Source organism: Psychroserpens luteolus, assembly GCF_021032705.1.
GTDB classification, from domain to species: Bacteria; Bacteroidota; Bacteroidia; order Flavobacteriales; family Flavobacteriaceae; genus Psychroserpens; species Psychroserpens luteolus.
Genome location: NZ_JAHVXI010000001.1, coordinates 678,257 through 700,624 on the forward strand (window position 1 = coordinate 678,257; position 22,368 = coordinate 700,624).

At 35.4% G+C, this 22,368-nt stretch carries 14 protein-coding genes; 6 read left to right on the forward strand and 8 right to left on the reverse strand.

Annotation, left to right across the window (positions count from 1 at the left end; all coding sequences use genetic code 11):
• Positions 1 to 4 precede the first annotated feature (4 nt).
• The 3 genes from KWG70_RS03005 to KWG70_RS03015 all read left to right on the forward strand — a co-directional run bounded on the left by KWG70_RS03005 (position 5) and on the right by KWG70_RS03015 (position 4,215).
• Positions 5 to 1,165 carry a serine hydrolase domain-containing protein gene (locus KWG70_RS03005; RefSeq protein WP_230934514.1) on the forward strand — a complete coding sequence of 387 codons (1,161 nt, stop codon included), beginning with the start codon at positions 5 to 7 and terminating at the stop codon, positions 1,163 to 1,165.
• A 75-nt stretch (positions 1,166 to 1,240) separates the two neighbouring features.
• Positions 1,241 to 3,472, forward strand: coding sequence for a S41 family peptidase (locus KWG70_RS03010; RefSeq protein ID WP_230934515.1), 2,232 nt, complete (start codon positions 1,241 to 1,243; stop codon positions 3,470 to 3,472).
• Between the two features lie 29 nt (positions 3,473 to 3,501).
• Positions 3,502 to 4,215, forward strand: a complete 714-nt coding sequence (locus tag KWG70_RS03015) for a 3'-5' exonuclease (RefSeq protein ID WP_230934516.1) — start codon at positions 3,502 to 3,504, stop codon at positions 4,213 to 4,215.
• A gap of 79 nt (positions 4,216 to 4,294) precedes the next feature.
• Here the strand turns inward: KWG70_RS03015 and KWG70_RS03020 are convergent, their stop codons facing one another.
• Positions 4,295 to 8,989 (reverse strand): immunoglobulin-like domain-containing protein, encoded by a 4,695-nt coding sequence (locus KWG70_RS03020; protein ID WP_230934517.1) that lies wholly within the window; start codon positions 8,987 to 8,989, stop codon positions 4,295 to 4,297.
• Between the two features lie 240 nt (positions 8,990 to 9,229).
• Positions 9,230 to 11,452: a M43 family zinc metalloprotease gene (locus KWG70_RS03025; protein WP_230934518.1), complete on the reverse strand. Its 2,223-nt coding sequence runs from the start codon at positions 11,450 to 11,452 to the stop codon at positions 9,230 to 9,232.
• Positions 11,453 to 11,619: 167 nt separating this feature from the next.
• Here KWG70_RS03025 and KWG70_RS03030 point away from each other — a divergent pair, with 167 nt between their 5' ends.
• A complete protein-coding gene (locus KWG70_RS03030) occupies positions 11,620 to 13,311 on the forward strand; it encodes an ABC transporter ATP-binding protein (protein ID WP_230934519.1) in 1,692 nt (563 codons plus the stop codon).
• A 387-nt stretch (positions 13,312 to 13,698) separates the two neighbouring features.
• Here KWG70_RS03030 and KWG70_RS03035 read toward each other — a convergent pair whose 3' ends face one another.
• The 6 genes from KWG70_RS03035 to trhO form a co-directional block, all read right to left on the reverse strand.
• The gene (locus KWG70_RS03035) at positions 13,699 to 14,352 is read right to left on the reverse strand and encodes a CoA transferase subunit B (RefSeq protein ID WP_230934520.1); all 654 of its coding nucleotides are present in this window, start codon (positions 14,350 to 14,352) and stop codon (positions 13,699 to 13,701) included.
• A 2-nt stretch (positions 14,353 to 14,354) separates the two neighbouring features.
• Complete coding sequence (locus KWG70_RS03040; RefSeq protein WP_230934521.1) at positions 14,355 to 15,056, reverse strand: CoA transferase subunit A; 702 nt, start codon at positions 15,054 to 15,056, stop codon at positions 14,355 to 14,357.
• A gap of 86 nt (positions 15,057 to 15,142) precedes the next feature.
• Complete coding sequence (locus tag KWG70_RS03045; RefSeq protein ID WP_230934522.1) at positions 15,143 to 17,500, reverse strand: penicillin-binding protein 1A; 2,358 nt, start codon at positions 17,498 to 17,500, stop codon at positions 15,143 to 15,145.
• A 2-nt stretch (positions 17,501 to 17,502) separates the two neighbouring features.
• Complete coding sequence (locus KWG70_RS03050) at positions 17,503 to 18,006, reverse strand: gliding motility lipoprotein GldH (RefSeq protein ID WP_230934523.1); 504 nt, start codon at positions 18,004 to 18,006, stop codon at positions 17,503 to 17,505.
• Entirely contained in the window at positions 17,993 to 19,168 is a 1,176-nt protein-coding gene (locus tag KWG70_RS03055; RefSeq protein ID WP_230934524.1) for a PSP1 domain-containing protein, read from the reverse strand. Before KWG70_RS03055 ends, KWG70_RS03050 begins: the two co-directional genes overlap by 14 nt.
• 143 nt (positions 19,169 to 19,311) lie before the next feature.
• Positions 19,312 to 20,376 (reverse strand): oxygen-dependent tRNA uridine(34) hydroxylase TrhO, encoded by a 1,065-nt coding sequence (trhO, locus tag KWG70_RS03060; protein WP_230934525.1) that lies wholly within the window; start codon positions 20,374 to 20,376, stop codon positions 19,312 to 19,314.
• 447 nt (positions 20,377 to 20,823) lie between these two features.
• Here trhO and recA point away from each other — a divergent pair, with 447 nt between their 5' ends.
• Both recA and KWG70_RS03070 read left to right on the forward strand, forming a co-directional pair.
• Positions 20,824 to 21,822 (forward strand): recombinase RecA, encoded by a 999-nt coding sequence (recA, locus tag KWG70_RS03065; RefSeq protein WP_230934526.1) that lies wholly within the window; start codon positions 20,824 to 20,826, stop codon positions 21,820 to 21,822.
• Positions 21,823 to 21,950: 128 nt separating this feature from the next.
• Positions 21,951 to 22,361 carry a hypothetical protein gene (locus tag KWG70_RS03070; RefSeq protein WP_230934527.1) on the forward strand — a complete coding sequence of 137 codons (411 nt, stop codon included), beginning with the start codon at positions 21,951 to 21,953 and terminating at the stop codon, positions 22,359 to 22,361.
• Positions 22,362 to 22,368: the final 7 nt, after the last annotated feature.

The following is a 22,368-nucleotide window of genomic DNA, read 5'->3' on the forward strand; positions in this document are numbered from 1 at the left end:
TCCTATGAAATTTATTAAAAAATTCCTTAAAGTCTTAGTATTGCTTTTCGGCTTAATCATTCTTGTGTTATATATCACAGATACCGATTACCTTATAAAAGCAGTAAGAACCATTTATATGAAAGGTCATACTACAGCTTTTTTAGAAGATTATAAAGAATTTGACAATCAAGCGATAGAAGCCTCAGATGCTCCTCAACCTTGGGTAAATCACAAAGACTATAATTCGGTAACTACAACTCCAAAGCTTGAAAAAGTGAACCAAGAATGGGGCACAATTGCTTACCTCATTATTAAAAATGACAGCATTTGGTTTGAAAAGTATTATGATGGCTTTAATGAAGACTCTAAGTCTAATTCATTTTCTATGGCAAAAAGTTATGTTTCTGGATTAATGGGAAAGGCAATTATGGATGGTTATATTAAGAGTTTAGATCAGCCAGTATGTGATTTTCTCCCAGCGTTCTGCGACGGAAAAGCAGCGAAAATGACTGTTGGAGACTTATCATCAATGGCATCTGGAACCAATTGGGATGAAGCCTATTATTCGCCTCTATCCATTACAACACGCGCATATTTTGATGACGATCTCGCGAAAGTGATGAACGGCTTAAAAGTCGTTGATGAGCCAGGACAAGGGTTTAAATATGCTAGTGGTGACACCCAAATGCTAGCCATGGTTATTGAAAAAGCAACAGGTAAAAAACTGTATGATTATTTCGAAGAAAGCTTCTGGAAGCCTCTAGGATCTGAAAATGCCACGCTTTGGCAAGTTGATAGTGAAGATCATGATTTGGTAAAAGCCTATTGCTGCATTGCTAGTAATGCAAAAGATTTTGCGCGTTTTGGTAAACTTTACAAAGACCATGGTAAATGGAATGGTAAACAAATTTTGGATTCTGCATTTGTTGCAAAATCTGTTAGACCTCGTTTCCCTGAAAGCCCAGAATATGGTTATGGTTGGTGGCTTCGTCAAATGGGTGACAAACACTTTTTTATGATGCGCGGTCATTTAGGACAATATGTTTTTGTAGAGCCAAATGACAATGTTATTATTATACGATTAGGGCATCAAAAATCACCAGATATTGGTACAAAAACATTTACTGACGACATTGGTCTGTACATCGAAGAAGGCTACAAAATGCTGAATGCAAAGTCTTAATGTTTTGTTATTTAACAAATCGTTAGACGAGCTTCTACGTAATTCTTTCTTTTTTTGATTTAAAACTAATCAATCATGAAAAACATATTACTTACACTATCTTTTGTGAGTATTGCTTTTATTAGTATTGCTCAGAACAACCTTAACTTAGATTTTGAAACTCTTGACAATGAAACATCCAAAGACTGGACGTCATTTGGTGATGGTAGTTATAAGATAGGTTTTGACACCTCTATTGTTCAAAACGGAACGGTTTCAGGAACTATAGAAAGCATCTCAGGTCAAAAAGGTTTTAGAGCGTTATCTTATAAAATACCAGCCAATTTTGGAGGAAAAAAGATAAAACTTACCGGCTATCTTAAAACTGAAAACGTCGAAGGTGGATGGGCAGGATTATGGATGCGTATTGATCCAAATGTAGGGTTTGACAATATGCGATCTAAGAGACTTCAAGGGACAAACGAATGGGAAAAATATGAAATAGAACTCAAATTAGAAGATAGTGCTGAAGAGGTCCTTGTGGGAGGTTTACTTGTAGGTACTGGAAAAATATGGGTTGATCATCTCGAAGTTACAGTAGATGGAAAACCGCTGGATCAAGCACCTAAAAAAGCACTGTCCAAAGCACAAATGGATAAAGAGTTTGACAAAGGCTCTAATATTACATTTAATGCTTTAAGTAATACACAAATTAAAAATTTAGAGTTGTTAGGGCGTGTATGGGGCTTTTTAAAATATCATCATCCTGAAATTGGTAAAGGGAACTACAACTGGGATTATGAATTGTTTAGAATACTTCCTAAATACCAAAAAGCAACAACTCATAAAGAGCGAGATAATATTCTTGTTTCTTGGATAGAAAACTTGGGAGAGGTAGCACCATGCAAAAATTGTAAAAAGACGAATAAAGATGCCTTTTTAAAACCAAATATAGACTGGATAAAAAGTGATGAGATCTCAAGTACATTAAGTGAAAAACTGTTGTACATCCAAAAAAATAGACATCAGGGAACTCATTTCTATATTGGTATGCAACCTAGTGTAGGAAATCCTAAGTTTAAAAATGAAAAATCATACTCTGGAATGAAGTATCCTGATGCTGGTTTCAGATTGCTTTCTGTGTACAAATACTGGAACATGATTAATTATTTCTTCCCTTACAGACATTTAATGGACAAAGATTGGGACACGTGTTTGGAAGAGTATATTCCTAAGTTTATCAATGCAAAAAATGAACTTGAATATGAGTTAGCAGCCATTCAAATGATTGGTGATATCAAAGATACACATGCTAATCTTTGGGGTGGAAATAATAAAATTCAAGAGGAACGAGGTGATTATTATGCGCCTGTTCACGTCAAGTTTATTGAAAACAAATTAGTAGTTGATGATTTATTTGATGATGAAAAAAGTGAATCTTGTGGTCTAAAATTAGGCGATGTAATTACATATATCAATGGAAAACCTGTTGCCGAAATGGTTTCAGAAATGAATCCTTACTATCCAGCATCTAATCAACCTACACGATTACGTGATATTAGTTTTGACATTTTACGCTCTGTAGATAATACGATAAACCTCAAAGTTAAACGTCAAGGAAATCATTTTGACAAAACCTTAGATCTTTATTATAAAAATAATATAAAAGGTCACTATAGTTGGTATAAGGAACGAACAGAATCTAGCTTTAAAAAGCTGAATGATAATATTGGTTATGTAACGTTGCAAAACATCAAAGAGCAAGATGTTGATGCACTCAAAGAAGCTTTTAAAGACACTAAAGGTATTATTGTGGATATACGAAACTACCCTTCTACCTTTGTTCCATTTACGCTTGGAAACTATCTCAACTCTAATCGCACAAATTTTGTTAAATTTACATCTGGAAGTATTGATAATCCTGGTGAATTCACTTTTAGAGATGGTGCCAAAGTTGGTATAAAAAGAAATTGGTCTTACAAAGGACAAAAGGTCATTATTATTGTTAATGAAATCTCTCAAAGTCAAGCAGAATATACTGCAATGGCATTTAGAGCTGGTGAAAAAACGACCATAATTGGAAGCACAACAGCTGGTGCAGATGGTAACGTTTCTCGAATTGATCTTCCAGGTGGATTACGAACAATGATTTCTGGAATTGGTGTATATTATCCTGATGGAACTGAAACGCAACGTATAGGTATTGTTCCAGATGTTGAAGTAAAACCAACCATTGAAGGCATTAGACAAGGTCGTGATGAATTGCTTGAAAAGGCCATAGACCTCATTAATCAATCAATTGCAACAAACCAAAAAATTAAAGATTAATTAAACATTTCATTTAAACCGAAATAGGCATGATAACAAAATTAAATATAGAAAATATTCTATTTTTAGATATTGAAACGGTTCCAGAGTCTGAACAGTTTTCTGATCTTGACGAGACCAAACAAGAACTTTGGGAACATAAGTCTCAATACCAAAGACGTGATGAATTTACTGCAGAGGAATTCTATGAACGCGCTGGTATATGGGCAGAATTTGGAAAAATCATCTGTATATCTGTTGGGTATTTTAAAATGGAAGGAGATATCAGAACGTTTAGAGTGACGTCTTTCTATGGTGATGAAATAAAGATTCTGAAAGATTTTAAAAACCTATTGATTACACATTTCAGTAGTAACAAACACTTACTTTGTGCGCACAATGGGAAAGAATTTGATTTCCCGTATATCGCTCGTCGTATGATTATTCACAACATAGAATTGCCATATAAGTTAAATCTCTTTGGAAAAAAACCTTGGGAAGTACCTCATCTTGACACTTTAGAGCTTTGGAAATTTGGAGACTATAAAACTTATACCTCATTAAAGCTATTAACTAATGTTCTAGGGATACCATCACCAAAAGATGATATTGATGGTAGTCAAGTGTATCACGTCTACTACAAAGAAAAAGAAATCGATAGAATCATCACGTATTGTGAAAAAGACACCATTGCTGTTGCTCAGATTTTCTTGAGGCTAAGAGGTGATGACTTATTACATGATAACGAGATCATTCATGTTTAAGATGGTATTTATAGCTGATGCAATAAAAAAAGTCCAGACAAAATATCTGGACTTTAAAAATTAGTTAGTTAATTAATTTTTATTGTTTTATAAATCGTTTAGTAAACGTTTCGCCTTCCGAAGTAAATCGTATTTGATAAATAGCACCATCTAAATGACTTATATCTATGATATCATTTTTAACGATTCCTTTTCCTACGAGCTGACCAACTGTATTATAGATTTCGTATTGAATATCTGAATAATCAGACTTCACATTTAACACGTTTCCTTTAACAGGGTTTGGATATAAAGTAATGTCTTTAACATCGCTTAGTTCTGGTCGAGCAGTTACTCCTTTTGCAGTACCTGTTGATAGGTTAATATTATCAATTGCAATATCTGCCTGCCATGTACTTCCAGTTAATCTGTTAAAACGTAATTGAACACTTCCACCAGTATAAGCAGATAAATCTACACTTGCTGATTGCCATGAGTTTCCTAAGTTACCTGAACTATTCCAGATACTTACCCAACTTGCACCATCATCATTACTAGCTTCTAGGTCAATTGTTCCCATATTACTAGAACCAAATTGGTGGTAATTGAAACTAAATGTTGCTGTAGTTTCTCCACTCAAATCAAAACATGGTGAATTAACGATAGCTCTTTTATTTGGGTATCCAGTATTATTTCCTGAGGCCTCCACATAAATATAGAATGAGCCCTCAATAGCACTTGATGGTCCAGTACCACTTGACGGTGTACCATTAGCATCTCTAGTCCAATTTAAATCATCTGCTCCAGACTGTGTCCAAGCACCTAAAGAGCTTTCAAAACCTTCAGTATAAGGATATGAAGTAATTCCTCCAGAACAGCCGTTAACCACAACTTCTCCATCAATTAAACTAATATCATCAATGGCGATATCTGCTTGCCAAGTACCTCCAGTAACTCTGTTAAAGCGTAATTGAACACTTCCTCCAACATAAGCATTTAAACTAACGTTAGCCGTTAACCATTGGTTACCTTGATTACCTGTACTATTCCAAATAGAAGTCCAACTAGCACCATCATCATCACTTATTTCTAAGTCTATACTTCCCATATCTGATGAGCCAAATTGGTGGTATTTGAAACTAAATGTTGCTTCAGTTAATCCAGACAAATTAAAACAAGGTGAATTTAATATGGCTTGTTTATTAGGGTAACCAGTGTTATTCCCAGAAGCTTCTACAAAAATATAGAATGACCCTTCGGTAGCGCTTGATGGTCCTGTTCCATTAGATGGTGTTCCATTAGCATCTCTTGTCCAATTCAAATCATCACCTGTTGCTTGGGTCCAAGCTCCAAAAGAACTCTCAAACCCTTCAGAATAAGGGAATGTTGAAATTCCTCCTGAGCACCCTGATGATGGATCTGATACATTTACTGTTCTTACTGCTTGTGCATTGTTTCCAGCAGAATCACTTACACTATAGGTCACTGCATAAGATCCGGCATTTGCAGTATCTACAGTTCCTGAAATAACAATACTAGAGGTTAAGTCCCCATCTTGATTATCTGTTGCTGTTGCGCCTTGCTCGTTATAGGTATCTCCAACTGTTAGATTTATAGTTGATGCTCCTATTAAAGTAATTACAGGTGGCGTTGTATCTGCCGTTACATTAACAGTTCTTGTAACTTGATTTGCTGTATTGCCAGATGAATCACTTACATTATAATTCACAACATACGTTCCAGCTGTGGATGTATTAACTGAACCTGTAATAACAATATTTGATGTAAGATCACCATCAAAATTATCTGTTGCTGTTGCACCTTGTTCATTGTATGTGTCTCCAACATTTAGATTAATAGTTGCAGCTCCAATAAGTGTAATAACTGGTGCTGTTGTATCAGCAACTACAACTGTTCGAGTCACTTCAGTTGCAGCATTCCCAGCAGCATCGCTCACATTATAGGTCACTACATATGTTCCAAGTATATTAGTGTTTACTGTGTCACCAGCAATGATAATATTTCCTGAAATATCTCCATCAACATTATCGGTAGCTGTTGCTCCTAATTCGTTATATGTATCTCCAGGGTTTAAATTAATTGTTGATGCACCATTTAAAGTAATTACTGGAGCTTCAGTGTCTGGTCCAGAACCTTGGATTATAACTGTATAATCTTCTACTTCTCCATACGTGAATGTTTCACATGATGTAGGTAAAGCATTATATTTCATTGACACACGCATTCTCGTTGAATTTTCAACCGCTCCAGATGGAATTGTAAAACTTCCACTTACTGAAGTAGCTTGCGTGTTTCCTTGTGTAAATACTTGCTCTCCTGCATCTGTAAAATCACCATCTCTATTATAATCAATCCAAACAGAATACGCTTCATTATAGACTGTCCCAGTCCACGTTGGTGTTACAGTAATAGTATATTGAGAACCTTTAGTTAAAGTTGTTGAAATACTAGTGAAATCTGAATAAAATTGTGGGCCAGAAGCATTATCAATTGTATTTAATTGTACTCGACTTATATACTCATCATTTGTATTTGTACTTGCAGAATTACAATAGTTCAATTGCACATCTGTTGTCGTAAAGTTTACAGAAGAGCTATACGCTGAATTACTGCCTCCAGAACATTTACTTCTTACTTGCGCCTCATATTGAGTTAATGTGGTTAATCCAGAAATATTTGACGAGATTCCAGTAATAGCAGTTGTTGTCCAAGTTGATGTTCCTGTTTGACGGTATCTTAGATCGTAAGTCGCTCCAGGAACGGCATCCCAACTTAATGTTGCCGTTGTAGCTGCCACATTAGATGCAGCAAGACCTGTTGGTACATTTGCATTACAAACAACTTGGCCTGCGATAGTAAAATTAGAATTAGAAATATCAAAGAAAATATTGTTAGCTCCTTTTACCATGACTCTATTTTGATTTCCTTGATTATTTGGAACAACAATATCATGAGACCCATCATTAGCAACTCCAGAAGCAAGCGTTATAGGGTAAGTGTCACCTCCATCAGTAGATAAGAAAATATCAACGTTTGCTGCATTAACACCATTTCCAGTAGTCCCTGCAACATTCCAAGTTACCGTTTGAGTAGTCCCTGCATTCCAGGTTACATTAGTATTTGGCGAGTTCACTACAAAAGGTCCTGCAGTACCATTAACAGTTACAACCATATCGTCACTATTGTTGGTTGCTCCACCTGCTCTATTATCTCTTACTGTTAATCTAAAATTTAAGTTACGAGCTACATTAGGAACTGCTTCCCATTGCCAAGATGTGGCACCTGTTTTAATAGTCGATAATCTTGGGAAATATCGTTTCGTATCTGTAGTAGGATTGAAAGATCTAAACGCCACTCCAGATGTTGCATTAACACTTGGGTTGGTTGTTGCTGCATTGTTTTCATCATACTGCTCCCAACAATAGGTCAATACATCTCCTGCATCTGCATCTGTTGCCGAACCATCCAATACAAATGCTGTTCCTCGTGGAATCGTATAATTAGCACCCGCATTCACTGAAGGCACTGAATTCCCTGTAGCTGTGTTGGTTTGACAGCTCGTTGTTTTTATATAATTTGTGATTTGCTCTATTGATCTCGCATGAAAATACGGATCACTATTAGATTGTACATCTGTTGCTCCAGTAATTCCGGCATAACCCATAATTGTAGATCCGCTTCCTGGTTCCATTTGGGCATTAGTTCCTTCATTTCCTCCATGCGTCCAAGTATGGTTTCCTCCAAACTGATGTCCCATTTCATGAGCGACATAATCAACATCAAAAGGATCTCCTTCAGGAATCGTAAGAGATGTCCATCCACTTCCTTTTTGTCCATTTACACAAACACAACCTATACAACCTGCATTACCATTATTTTGCAAGTTTGCAAATAAGTGCCCGATATCATAATTAGCTTCTCCAATTACATTTGTCAATGTATTTTGAAGTTGTGTATTATATCCTCCTGTTGTATTTCCATAAGGATCACTCCCTGAATTTGTATAAATCACATCATCAGTATTACTAATGAGAACCATAGTCACATTAAAATCATTCTCAAAAATACCATTAACACGTGTCATGGTCGTATTAATTGCTGCTAAGGCTAAAGCCTTAGTTCCGCCGTGATACGCCGTATATTCACCAGTGGTCGAAACAGCTAATCTATAGGTTCTTAAAATACCATCATCGGCATTTCGCAATGCAACATCTCCGTTATCCAATTTTTGATTGACTTGGTCAGTTACCTCACACTCAAAATCATTGTTATAATTTAATTTGTCTGCTCTTTTGTAAGCCGTGTATAGTGTTAAGTCTTCGGTATATGGTTCAATAAATGTCGCAGGCATATTTGCTGATAAGCGCATACTTTGAAACCCTAAAGGGGACACGCTAAATCTAATAATCGCAGATGGATCATCAATCCCTTGTCCAACATAAGATCTAATTTCAGGATATCTTGCTTGTAGATCAGGAGTCATTGTCGAAGCTTCGGCTATTTTAAACCGTTCAAGCTTACCTTCATCATTTGGAAATGATAATACAACTCCAGAAGATATGCCGTATTGGCTATTTCGCTGTGGCGCATTAGCTAAGGATTGTTTTAAGGCATCTATATTTAATGTAAATGTCTGTGTCCTTGGTAAGTCTTGCTTACTTGCCTTAACTTGTTTTGAATTGTCAATTGTTTGTTTTTGCCAAAGTGTTTTACTTTGTGACATTGCAAAGGATACGCTCATTATAAAAATGAGCAAAAGTAGTCTCTGTTTCATCTGTCGAAGGATTTAAAATTATAAATTAATAGCTTTGAAAGTTTATTCAAATTCACTTGAAGTTAAATATATTTTATTGTAACATCTATAGACAAATCCTTAAAATTTTACATTTAACCTAATATTTGTGGTTTTTCCGTAAGTCATTTTCGGATTTTACTTACAAAACTTAATAAATACGTAAAAAAAAAAGTCCAGATTTAAAATCTGGACTTTTGACATTAAGTAAACGGTTAGTGTTTATTGCTTAATGAATTTTTTAGTCATTGTTTCTTCACCATCATTAACTTCAATGAAATACATTCCTGATTTCAGACTAGAAACGTTAATCTCTTTCACAGAATCTCCTTTCATCATTGTTTGACCTAACATGTTCATGATTCTATAAGAAGCACTTACATTTCCTGATAACTTCACAAATAATGTGTTTCCTTTTACAGGGTTAGGATGGATAACGAAATCTTCCTCAGACATAAATGAATTATCTGGTCTGTGATCCGTTCCAAGTGCTCTAATAGTATCTACTCTACCTGCACCATTGATACCTCTAATAGTTACTTGATCAATATAAACTTGATCTGCATTAGCTGATGCATCACACTGGAATCTAAATCTAGAATTGGATGCAAAATTAACATCTGAAGCATTTAATGTTACTGTCGCCGTATAGAACGTATTGTTATTAAAGTTAGTTCCACTAGCATAAGATGCCACTGTACTATAAGACGATCCATTATAGTAACGCAACCAGAAATCTTCTCCTGTTTCCATACTGTTTGCATAGAAATAGAATTCTACTTCAACTTGATCATAAGATGTCAAGTCTAAAGCTGAAGATGTCATTGCCGATGCCGTTCCAGAATTATCTCTTAATCTAATTGAATAGTTCCCTTCATAAGACCTAGTTCCAGAATATCTGAAGCAGTCACTTCCACCATCAGACCATCCGTCCCATCCAGTCTCGAAGTAACCTTCACTTAAAACTGTAGTTCCAGGTGTTGAACAAGGTGCACAAGATGAACCTCCACAGTCTATTCCTGTTTCATCGCCATTTTGGATTCCATCTGTACATGTTGGTGCTGGTGCTCCTCCTAAACAGAAATCTGTTGCTTGAGAGCTTGTAAACGATCCTCCAGAGGCAAGAACTCCTGATGAACCTGTAAGGCTGTAAGAACCATTTCCGTAAGAACAGCAAATACCATCTCCATAAACATCTGTGATTGTAAATGTATAACATCCATCAGGTAAACATAAATCTTCTGTATATGTAGAACCGTCTGCCTGGCTACCATATGTTCCTCCAGAGGCTACTGTTTGTCCGCCACTGTTTGTTAATGTCCAAGCAGTTTCTTCTGGGTAGTTATCGAAAGTAATTGATAAATTTACTTCATTATCAGAGCAAGCTGTTTGGCAAGGTGCACATGATGAACCTCCACAATCTACTCCTGTTTCATCACCATTTTGGATACCATCTGTACATGTTGGTGTTGGTGCTCCACCACCACATTTATCAGATAAAGCTAAGCTTCTTCTCACGCCTCCAGCTTCTAAAACTGCACGCATTCTATCTTTTTGACCTTGAGTGAATAAGTTCATACAAGAATCGTCGGTATAATCCATATAGTTCTGTACCATATCTGTAGAACCACAAGATACTTGTCCAACAGGACATCCGCCATTAGAAGTTTGGTGTGTTGGTGTATCTGCTACAAAATCATTTCCACAGTTAGAATCTCCCCAAATGTGACGCAGATTAAAATAGTGACCAACCTCGTGAGTCGTTGTACGACCACCATCAAAAGGTGCAGAAACATTTCCTACTCTTCCAAAGTAATTGTAAGCCATTACAACGCCATCAGTTGCAGCATTACCTCCAGGGAATTGTGCGTATCCTAAAATTGTTCTTCCTCCACTTGTCATTCTTGGTACAATCCACATATTTAAATACTCACTTGTATCCCATGGATCAACACCTCCAGAAGATGATCTTTTCATATCGTCACTGGTTCCCCAATCTTGTCGTGTTGTTGACTTTCTTGTAATACCAGTCGTTGCATTTCCATTTGGATCTACCGTTACTAAACAGAATTCTATCTCAGAATCTGCAGCTTGAGACCATGTATTATCAGCATCTGGATTTGTACGTCTAAAATCTTCATTTAGAACATCTAGTTGTGATTGGATTTGTGCAACACTAATATTTTCAGTGCTATTGCGATATAAAACATGTACCACTACTGGAATAGTAATGATGTTACCATCAACTCTATTCATTTGCATTTCTTGAACCTTGTTTTGAGTAAAGGTTTCAATTTTTTGCATTCGAGCTTCTAAGCCTGGATCTAATTGTTTTCTTAATTCTAAGTTTTCCATCGCTCCACAATTTCGTTCAAGAGTCTCTTGAGCAAAAACGGAAAACATTGATAGAAAGCACAATAGTGTTAGTGTAAATGTTTTTTTCATGTTAAATGTTTAAAAAATTAGTGTTAATGTTAAATTTTCGATCGTGAAAGTATTAAAATTTTGTTAATATCAAAATTTAACTATTACGTTTTCGTTGAACTGCAATCATAAAAAATTTGGTTACGGTTTTTCCGTAAATCAATAACAGAAATTGACTACATTTACCTATGCAAAAACCAAAATTGTTAGACATAAAAGATCTCTCTATTTCTTTTTTTTCGGAAGGAACTGAGAATGAGATTATTCACAACATATCATATCATTTACATACTAATGAAGTCCTGGGTATTGTTGGAGAGTCTGGCTCTGGAAAATCGGTCTCGTCATTGGCTATTTTGGGTTTACTTCCGAAGAACATTTCAAAAATCACAAAAGGATCAATACAATTTAATGCACAAGACCTCACCTTACTCAATCAAAAACAGTTTCAGAATATAAGAGGTAAAGAAATCGCTATGATTTTCCAAGAACCCATGAGTTCTTTAAACCCTTCGATGACCTGTGGAGAGCAAGTATGTGAAATAGTATTGCGCCACACTAAACTTTCAAAATCTGAGGCTAAAACTGAGACCTTATCGCTTTTTGAAAAAGTAAGACTTCCCTTACCTGAACGTATTTATAAAGCCTATCCTCATGAAATTTCTGGCGGACAAAAACAACGTGTAATGATTGCCATGGCTATTTCGTGTAAGCCAAAAATTCTAATTGCCGACGAGCCTACTACGGCATTAGATGTGACTGTACAAAAAGAAATTATTTTACTATTGAAACAGCTACAACAGGAAGAACAAATGAGTATTATTTTCATTTCGCACGACTTGTCATTAGTTTCAGAAATTGCAGATCGCATTGTGGTAATGTATAAAGGTGATATTGTAGAACAAGGTAATGTATCTCATATTTTTAAATCTCCCGAACAGCTATATACTAGAGCGTTGATAAACTCTAGACCTTCTATGGACAGCCGATTAAAACAATTACCAACTATTGATGATTTTATAAATGGTACGGCAAATTCTGAAATTATTACTTCGGAAGAAAGAGCGTTACAACATAAGCGAATCTATAATGAGCACCCTCTTCTAGAAGTTAAAAATCTAGAAAAGGAATTCATCTCAAAATCGGGTTGGTTTTCAAAACCTGAATCTTTTAAGGCTGTTAATAATGTATCTTTTAAATTATATAAAGGTGAAACTCTGGGCTTGGTAGGGGAATCTGGTTGTGGTAAATCAACACTTTCAAATGCCATTCTACAATTAGATAAAGCTACTGCTGGTTCTATACACTATAAAGGAGAAGATATTACTAAGCTCTCTAAGAGTGCCATACGAAAACTTAGAAAAGATATTCAAATCATATTTCAAGATCCTTATGCCTCTTTAAATCCGAGGCTTACAGTGGGTAAAGCGATTATGGAACCTATGAAAGTACATGGTATTGGAAGTAATGATAAAGACAGAAAAGCAAATGTTTTAGAACTACTTTTAAAAGTTGGATTGGACGACACTTATTTCAATCGATACCCTCACGAATTTTCTGGTGGACAACGGCAGCGCATTGGAATCGCCAGAGCGATTGCTTTAAAACCTCAACTTATAATTTGCGACGAATCAGTTTCTGCATTAGACATTTCTGTTCAGGCTCAGGTATTAAATCTATTGAACGAACTTAAAGATAATTATAGTTTTACATACATCTTTATATCTCATGACTTGGCAGTTGTGAAATACATGTCAGATCAATTGATTGTTATGAATAAAGGTGAAATTGAAGAACTAGATGATGCAGATGAAATCTATAGTAATCCGAAAAAAGAATACACTAAAAAACTTATTCATGCTATTCCAAAAGGATTATAGCATGAATATTTTTTTAGTTAAAGTTAAGATGTTTTTGAGCAATCTTAGGGTGTTTTGAAAACCAGTTATAAACTTGTTTTCAGTAGGTGTAGGTTTTGGTAGATTTGGGGCAAAAAAGTTCATTCGGTTAAAATTTATGATAGATTTGGGGCAAATCATAAATGTTAGTAAATAGTAAATTTGGTTGTTTCGATTTGGTTCTGCTAATATGAAACTTATTTTCAATTAATCAGTTAAAACGCCTAATAAATCGATGAAATACATGTTTTTTTAACATTTATCTGTCGTAAAATAGAATTTTCCTACAATTAGCATTGTTCTTTTTTATTTAATAATAAAAAAAGCCACTTAAAAAAGTGGCTTCATGTTTTTATAGAACTCTTCTTTTTATAAATTCATTTCGGGAATGTCGTCTTCAATAATTAAGGTTCCCTCTGTTGCATTTTTTATATCATCTACAGAAACTCCTGGAGCACGTTCCAAAAGTTTAAATCCGTTAGCAGTTACTTCTAAAACTGCAAGATTAGTAACAATCTTTTTTACGCAGCCTACACCAGTCAAAGGAAGAGAACATCGCTTTAATAATTTAGAAGCACCTGCTCTATTCGTATGCATCATAGCTACTATAATATTCTCTGCACTAGCTACTAGATCCATAGCTCCTCCCATGCCTTTAACCATTTTTCCAGGAATCTTCCAATTGGCAATATCGCCGTTTTCTGCTACTTCCATTGCACCTAGAATAGTTAAATCTACATGTTGTCCTCGTATCATCGAAAAGCTAGTAGCCGAATCAAAAAAACTAGCGCCTGGTAAGGTGGTAATTGTTTGCTTACCAGCATTAATTATGTCTGCGTCTTCTTCACCTTCAAAAGGAAATGGTCCCATTCCCAATACACCATTTTCACTTTGAAACTCAACTTCTATATCATCTCGCACATAGTTAGCCACTAATGTCGGGATACCAATACCAAGATTAACATAATACCCATCTTGAACTTCTTTCGCTATTCGTTTTGCGATTCCATTTTTATCTAACATAATTAATCTCTTTGTCTAACAGTTCGTTGTTCGATTCTTTTTTCATAACGTTCTCCTTGAAAGATACGCTTAACAAAAATGCCTGGAATATGAATTTGGTTTGGATCTAATGTTCCAACCGGAACTAGTTCTTCAACTTCGGCAACAGTTATTTTTGCCGCACCGCACATATTAGGATTAAAGTTTCTAGCAGTTCCTTTAAAAATGAGGTTTCCTGCTTCATCTCCTTTCCATGCTTTCACAAAAGCGAAGTCTGCCTTAAAAGCATACTCTAACACATACATTTTCCCATCAAACTCTCTGGTTTCTTTACCTTCAGCAACTTCAGTTCCATAGCCTGCAGGAGTATATACAGCCGGGAAACCCGCTTGTGCAGCTCTACAACGTTCGGCCAAAGTGCCCTGCGGAATCAACTCGACCTCTAATTCTCCAGACAACATCTGTCTTTCAAACTCGTCGTTTTCTCCAACATATGAAGACGTCATTTTATCTATTTGCTTGCCCTGTAATAATAAGCCCAAACCAAAATCATCTACGCCTGCATTATTAGAAATACATTTTAAGCCTTTGACGCCTAAACGCACCAGTTCGGCAATAGAATTTTCAGGAATTCCTGATAATCCAAAGCCGCCAAACATAAATGTCATATTATCTGCAACACCTTTAAGTGCCTCTTGGACATTAGCTACTTTTTTACTAATCATTTGTCTTTAATTTAGCATTGGAAAATTACGAAATAAAAAAGCCATTCAAAAATGAATGGCTTGCGATTTTATAATAAAATAAAGCTTTAAAAATCGAGTACATCATCAAGTTCATCTGAAGGATCTGTACCTTCTCCATCGTTACCCTTCCACTTACTACAATCTACTTCAATAGAAAGGTTCGCAGGTTTTTCAAAATTATCTTTTGAAATCCCTAGTTCTTCATCTGCATAACATGCCTTCATGTACAATGCCCAGATTGGTAAGGCCATAGAAGCTCCTTGTCCATACGCAATTGTTTTAAAGTGTGCAGCTCTATCTTCGGCACCTACCCATACACCTGTAACTAGGTTTGGAACCATTCCCATAAACCAGCCATCACTTTGATTTTGTGTTGTCCCTGTTTTACCTGCTATTGGGTTATTCAATTCGTATGGGTATCCAGTAATAATTTCTTTGTATAATGCTTGACTCGCTCTCCAACTGCCTCTTAATCTACTTCCTGAACCAGACTCTACAACACCTTGCATTAAATTAACGGTTGTATAAGCTACTTCGGCACTCAAAACATCTTTGGTCTCTGGAGTGAATTGATATAACACTGTTCCGTTTTTGTCTTCAATTCGTGTGACCATAACAGGTTTGTTATAAACACCTTTATTCGCAAACGTAGAATATGCTGCCACCATTTCATAAACACTAATATCTGGTGTGCCCAATGCTATTGCAGGTACGGGAGGTATATCAGAATCAACCCCTAAGTTTCTGGCCATATCAATTACGGGTTCTGGCCCAACTTTATCCATTAAACGTGCGGTTGCTGTATTAACCGAATTAGCTAGAGCATCTTTTAATGTCAGAAAACCATCATATCGACCATCTGAGTTTTTTGCTGTCCACGGTTCTGGATTTCCATATTTATCAGCTTCAATAGTAATTTGTTGCCTTGGTATTGTATCACATGGTGATAAATGCAATTGATCAACTGCTGTTGCATACACAAAAGGTTTGAATGTTGAACCTACTTGACGTTTACCTAATTTTACATGATCATACTGAAAGTGTCTAAAATTCATACCACCAACCCAAGCTTTCACATGGCCTGTTTGAGGGTCCATAGACATCATTCCAGGTTGTAGGAAAGACTTATAATAACGCATAGAATCAATAGGTTTCATAACCGTATCTATTTCGCTAGGCTTTCCGTCAATCCAAGCAAATACACTCATTTGTGTTGGTTTTTGAAAAGAGTCTCTAATTTCTTTTTCAGACTTACCATTTGCTTTCATAACACGCCAACGCTCTGATCGTGTCATGCTTCGGTTCATTAAGTCTTTAATTTCGTTTTCATCAAGCTCTAAAAAGGGTGCTGTTTTATTACGCTTAGGTGTATTTTGATTGTCAAACTCTGCTTGCAACCTAGGCATATGGCGTGCTACAGCATCTTCTGCATATTTCTGCATACGCGAATCGATGGTCGTGTAAATTTTGAGTCCGTCGTTATACAAATTATACGTCTCGCCGTCTGGCTTTGGATTGTTTTTAATCCAGTCTTTCATAAACTTATCGAGATACGCTCTAAAATAAGTTGCTGTACCTTCGCGGTGTGTTTCTGGAGAAAAATTAAGATCTAGCTCTGTTGCTTGAAGACTATCTTTTTCTGTTTCTGAAATGTATTCATACTTATACATTTGTGCTAAAACAACATTACGTCTGTTCTTTACGCCAACAGGATTACGAGATGGTATTGGATTGTACAATGATGAGTTTTTGAACATCCCAACTAACATAGCAGACTCTTTTAAATCGAGGTCTTTAGGTTCTTTTCCAAAGTAAATACGAGTTGCGCTTCTAATCCCGTCGGCATTATTTCCGAAGTCATAAATATTGAAGTACATCGCAATAATTTCCTCTTTAGTATATTGACGTTCTAAACGAATGGCAATAACCCACTCTTTTATTTTTTGAGTAACAGCTTCAAATAAATTTTTTGAACGTACACCAACAAATAATTGTCTTGCTAATTGTTGAGAGATAGTACTTGCGCCTCCTTTTCGGCTCAAGTAAGCAAAAGCTCTTAAAGTTCCTCTAAAATCAATACCAGCATGCTCATAATACCTAATGTCTTCGGTAGCTACTAAAGCATCGACTAAGTTCTGAGGTAATTCATCATAATCAACAGGTGTTCTATTATCATCTAAGTAAAATTTACCTAAAGTTTTATCGTCAGAAGAAATAATCTCTGTCGCTAAAAATGTTTTAGGGTTTTCGAGAATCGTATGGTCTGGCATATCACCAAATGCGCCCCATGATGCTAGTAAGAACATTAAGAAGAATGCGAAAACGCCTCCTGCAAAAATCATCCAAAAACGTCTTACATATTTTGAAAAATCTTGAGCTGAGCTATTTGTAGCCTTCTTTTTTTTAGTCGTTTTTTTTGCCATAATCAATTTGTTTTTGAATGCTCTATTCTAAAACCTATATCTGTAATCCCTTCTAATTTGTCGATGCCGTCAACACTTCCATTTTGTCTCATGGCGTGTTGTATATTGATTGTATATTCTCCTAATTCGTCAAAAACAAAAGGGTCATCATAACCTTTATACCACAATTTATTTTCTTTAACATCGGTAAAACCTGTTCCTAAAAACGTACCATCGGGATTTGCCATATCATACTCTAGAGTATCTTTTAAGGTTTTTCCGTTTGGGTAATTAAGCTCGATTATGAGAAATAAATTACTGTATTTGTAATCTTCGGTGTTTCTCAAATTAACGAATAAATTATAGTTGTTTATTGAATCTGGAGGTGTGACCTTAAATTCAATCAAATTATTCTTATCCCATTGATCAGGAACAGATTTGTATTCGTCAAACACTTGACTAGAGTCACAAGAGATTGTAATGACTCCTAATAATAAACAAATGAACCAATACTTATTTTTTTGCATTGTTATTATTCGATTTATGACGTCGTCTTTGTTTCCCTTTATTATTTCTACGTTTGTTTTTACGTTTTGGATTATCAAAACGCGTTAAACTATCTTGACCAACAACGTTTTCAAACTCTGTTTTAGTATCTTCAATTAGTTCTGAAGCGTATTCTTCTAGACTAGCTACTTTTTCTTTCCGCTTGTTTTTTTCTATAATTTCATTGGCTTGGGTTGTGGTTAGTTTATGCCAATTCATCCATTCACCTTCATAAGCATACCACATATGTCCTTTGAAAATATCTGTTTTTTGACAAACAGCTTTTCCTTTCTCTGTATATAATCTTGTTTCGGTTTTAGGAAATGCTTTTAAAGCATCTAAATACGCATCGAGCTCGTAATTTAAGCAGCATTTTAATTTTCCACATTGGCCTGCAAGCTTCAATGGGTTTAAAGACAATTGTTGATATCGTGCGGCAGAGGTACTTACCGATCTAAAATCGGTCAACCAAGTTGAACAACATAATTCTCTTCCACAAGAACCAATACCACCTAATCGTGCAGCTTCTTGACGAAAGCCAACTTGTTTCATTTCGATACGTGTTCTAAATTCGCGAGCAAATACTTTGATGAGTTCTCTGAAATCTACACGTTCTTCTGCCGTATAGTAGAATGTCGCTTTACTTGCATCGCCTTGGTATTCGATGTCTGAGATTTTCATCTGAAGTTTTAAATCAATTGCAAATTGTCTTGCTTTGACTTTCATTGGTTCTTCTTTATCTCGTGCTGAAGACCAAATGTCGATATCTTTCTGACTAGCCTTGCGATAAATTTTTAAGACATTTTCTTCGTCGTCGATATTGATTTTTTTACGCTTCATCTGCACCCTCACCAACTCTCCAGTAAGTGTCACCATGCCAATATCATGACCAGATTTGGCTTGTGTGGCTACAATATCTCCTATGCTTAGTGTAAGGTTTTCGGTATTTCTATAGTATTGTTTACGTCCGTTTTTAAAACGAACTTCAATCCCTTTAAAGGGTTCTTGTCCTTGTGGTAACGACATATTGGCTAACCAATCAAAAACAGTAAGTTTATTACAGCTATCGGTGCCGCAGGTCCCATTGTTTTTGCATCCTTTTGGTTGTCCATCCTTTCCAGTTGAGCAACTGTTACAACTCATGAAATTTTATATATAATTCGGCAACTTAGATAGTTGCCGAATGACGATTAGTATTTATTTTCAAATGTAAAGATACTATTATTTATTAAGTAAAATAAATGAGCTTCTAAGTCTTAAACTTATACTAATTAAGGCTATATGACTTATTTAGAAAATGAGTCAAAAATATTTCTCAAATCCTTTTTATAAGGTAAATGATCTGCACGTCCTTTTTTAAAGATATCGTTACTATTTCCTTGACCTTTTCGTAATGCTTTTTGTTCTTCATAAGGTAATCTATTGACTTCCATACAAGATGTAGAACAACAGTTTTCCATTTTTTCCTTACATGCATCACACTGAATAAATAGTAAATGACAAGCTTCATTAGCACAATTGGTATGAAGATCGGCAGGTTCACCACATTGGTGACAGTTGGCAATGACATGATCACTAATACGTTCTGAGCGTCTTTGATCAAACACAAAGTTTTTGCCTAGAAATTTATTCTCTAAATCATTAGCTTCTACTTGCCTCACATAGTTGATAATACCACCTTCTAATTGAAACACATTTTTGAACCCTTTATGTTTGTAGTAGGCACTAGCCTTTTCACAACGAATTCCGCCAGTACAATACATCACAAGATTTTTATCTTCTTTATGTTCTTTTAAATCTTCTTCTATGAGATCTAACGATTCTCTAAACGTATCTACGTCTGGTGTTACTGCATTTTTAAAATGACCAATCTCACTTTCATAATGATTTCGCATATCAACCAAAACAGTATTTGGATCTTCGATAAGTTCGTTGAATTTTTTGGCACCTACATGAACGCCTTTATTGGTGACATCAAAAGTGTCGTCATTTAAACCATCAGCTACAATTTTTTTACGCACTTTGACTTTCAGTTTTAAAAAGGCAAAATTATCATGCTCAACAGCAATATTTAATCTTACATTTTCTAAAAAGGTAATCGTGTCTAAGTGGTTTTTAAAGGTTTCAAAGTTTTCTGCAGGAACAGATAATTGCGCGTTGATTCCTTCATGAGCGACATAAATACGGCCTAAGACCTCTTGTTCGTCCCAAGCTAAAAATAGGTGGTTTCTAAAAATTTCGGTGTTGCCAATTTTGGCGTACTTGTAGAAAGAGATGGTCAAGCGTTCTTTTCCTGCTTGTTCGATAAGTTCTGCTCTTTCTTTAGCACTTAAGTTATTGTACAGTTGCATGCTATACTAATTTTAAGGTTAAAGATTGATTTAAGTTGCAAAGGTATTATTTTTAGTAGAAAAACAAATAAACAGCATAAAAAAGCCCTTTAGTTTGACTAAAGGGCTTTTTTGAGGACTAACTCGTTATTAATATTTTTAAAATGTTCATCTTAAAAATAATACGAGTTAACCTCCATCGGCTTTACAGTTACTGTTTACTGTTACAGCTCCTGAAACACCTAATGTCTTGTTAAAAATAATTTTTCTAAAAAATCTCATCCCTCTGTAAGAATTGAATTTAGGATAAGCCAGTTAAGGCTTGGTTATCATAGCAAGATTTCCCAATCTCAATTAGTAGATGCAAAAAGTTAAAAAAGGTTGCGTCATAACCCTAAAAAAAATTAAAAGTTGTTGTATTTTAGCTATCCGCTTCAAACAAGTATTCAATTAAAAATATTCAGATCGATGAGCAGTGAAAAAGACGCAAAATTAAAAGCATTAAAACTAACTTTAGACAAACTAGACAAGGCCTACGGAAAAGGAACCGTTATGAAAATGAGCGACCAAGCAGTCGTTGATGTAGATGCGATTTCTTCGGGATCTTTAGGACTAGATATCGCTTTAGGCGTTGGTGGTTATCCTAGAGGAAGAGTGATAGAAATATATGGTCCAGAATCATCTGGTAAAACCACATTAACCTTACATGCTATTGCCGAAGCTCAAAAAGCTGGAGGTATAGCTGCCTTTATTGATGCAGAGCACGCCTTTGATAGAACATATGCTGAGAATTTAAATGTAGATATCGATAACCTCATCATATCTCAACCAGATAATGGCGAGCAAGCTTTGGAGATTGCAGATAATCTGATTCGTTCAGGAGCGATTGACATTGTAGTGATTGATTCGGTTGCTGCATTAACACCTAAAAGTGAAATTGAAGGTGAAATGGGAGACTCTAAAATGGGGTTGCATGCACGTTTAATGTCTCAAGCACTTAGAAAATTAACCGGTTCCATAAGTAAAACTAATTGTACCGTTATTTTCATTAATCAATTGCGTGAAAAAATTGGTGTGATGTTCGGAAACCCCGAAACGACCACTGGAGGAAATGCGCTTAAATTTTATGCTTCGGTTAGATTAGATATTAGACGATCTACACAGATAAAAGAGTCTGATGGTAATGTTGCAGGAAACAAAACAAGAGTAAAAGTGGTGAAAAATAAAGTAGCTCCTCCTTTTAAAATGTGTGAGTTCGATATTATGTATGGCGAAGGTATTTCTAAAGTAGGTGAAATATTAGATATTGCTGTAGAACTTGAAATCATTAAAAAAAGCGGCTCATGGTTTAGCTATGGTGACACCAAGTTAGGTCAAGGTAGAGATGCCGTTAAAGCATTAATCAAAGATAATCCAGAATTGATGGAAGAACTTGAAGAAAAAGTTCGAGAAAGCATTAATTCTTAAGTCGAAAGACTAACATAATATAAAAAAATCCCTCTTTTTGGGATTTTTTTTGTTTTTAGACGCAACCTTTTGTTATGTTGTGCATCTAATAATAGAAATCGATACGTATTTCTAAATTTTAAATGAATATGAAAAAGATATTTTTATTAAGTTTTTTGATGTTTTCGTTGTTCTCATGTAATATCTCTGACGACAACAACCCAAATTTTTATTATGAAGCGCTACCTATTGAATCTGTGGTTATTCCAGAAACATTTCAATTTGGTGAAACCTACGAGATTTTGTTGACTTACATTAAGCCAACAGATTGCCATGTTTACAATAACTTATTTTATGAAAGTGATTTAAATCAACGTGATATTGCAATAGTAACTGCTGTATTTCCAGATAATGGCTGTAATGATCTTAATGAAGAAGAAGAAGTCTCTTTTAATTTTAAAGTGACTAACACAGGAACTTACACCTTTAGGTTTTGGCAAGGTAATGACGAGAGTGGTCTAGACACGTATTTAATTGTTGAAGTTCCAGTAGAAGAATAAAAACTAA

Excerpts from the sequence above, each read along its gene's own strand:
- KWG70_RS03005 (WP_230934514.1), top strand. The coding sequence starts at position 5 with ATGAAATTTATTAAAAAATTCCTTAAAGTCTTAGTATTGCTTTTCGGC.
- KWG70_RS03010 (WP_230934515.1), top strand. The coding sequence starts at position 1,241 with ATGAAAAACATATTACTTACACTATCTTTTGTGAGTATTGCTTTTATT.
- KWG70_RS03015 (WP_230934516.1), top strand. The coding sequence starts at position 3,502 with ATGATAACAAAATTAAATATAGAAAATATTCTATTTTTAGATATTGAA.
- KWG70_RS03020 (WP_230934517.1), bottom strand. The coding sequence starts at position 8,989 with ATGAAACAGAGACTACTTTTGCTCATTTTTATAATGAGCGTATCCTTT.
- KWG70_RS03025 (WP_230934518.1), bottom strand. The coding sequence starts at position 11,452 with ATGAAAAAAACATTTACACTAACACTATTGTGCTTTCTATCAATGTTT.
- KWG70_RS03030 (WP_230934519.1), top strand. The coding sequence starts at position 11,620 with ATGCAAAAACCAAAATTGTTAGACATAAAAGATCTCTCTATTTCTTTT.
- KWG70_RS03035 (WP_230934520.1), bottom strand. The coding sequence starts at position 14,352 with ATGTTAGATAAAAATGGAATCGCAAAACGAATAGCGAAAGAAGTTCAA.
- KWG70_RS03040 (WP_230934521.1), bottom strand. The coding sequence starts at position 15,056 with ATGATTAGTAAAAAAGTAGCTAATGTCCAAGAGGCACTTAAAGGTGTT.
- KWG70_RS03045 (WP_230934522.1), bottom strand. The coding sequence starts at position 17,500 with ATGGCAAAAAAAACGACTAAAAAAAAGAAGGCTACAAATAGCTCAGCT.
- KWG70_RS03050 (WP_230934523.1), bottom strand. The coding sequence starts at position 18,006 with ATGCAAAAAAATAAGTATTGGTTCATTTGTTTATTATTAGGAGTCATT.
- KWG70_RS03055 (WP_230934524.1), bottom strand. The coding sequence starts at position 19,168 with ATGAGTTGTAACAGTTGCTCAACTGGAAAGGATGGACAACCAAAAGGA.
- trhO (WP_230934525.1), bottom strand. The coding sequence starts at position 20,376 with ATGCAACTGTACAATAACTTAAGTGCTAAAGAAAGAGCAGAACTTATC.
- recA (WP_230934526.1), top strand. The coding sequence starts at position 20,824 with ATGAGCAGTGAAAAAGACGCAAAATTAAAAGCATTAAAACTAACTTTA.
- KWG70_RS03070 (WP_230934527.1), top strand. The coding sequence starts at position 21,951 with ATGAAAAAGATATTTTTATTAAGTTTTTTGATGTTTTCGTTGTTCTCA.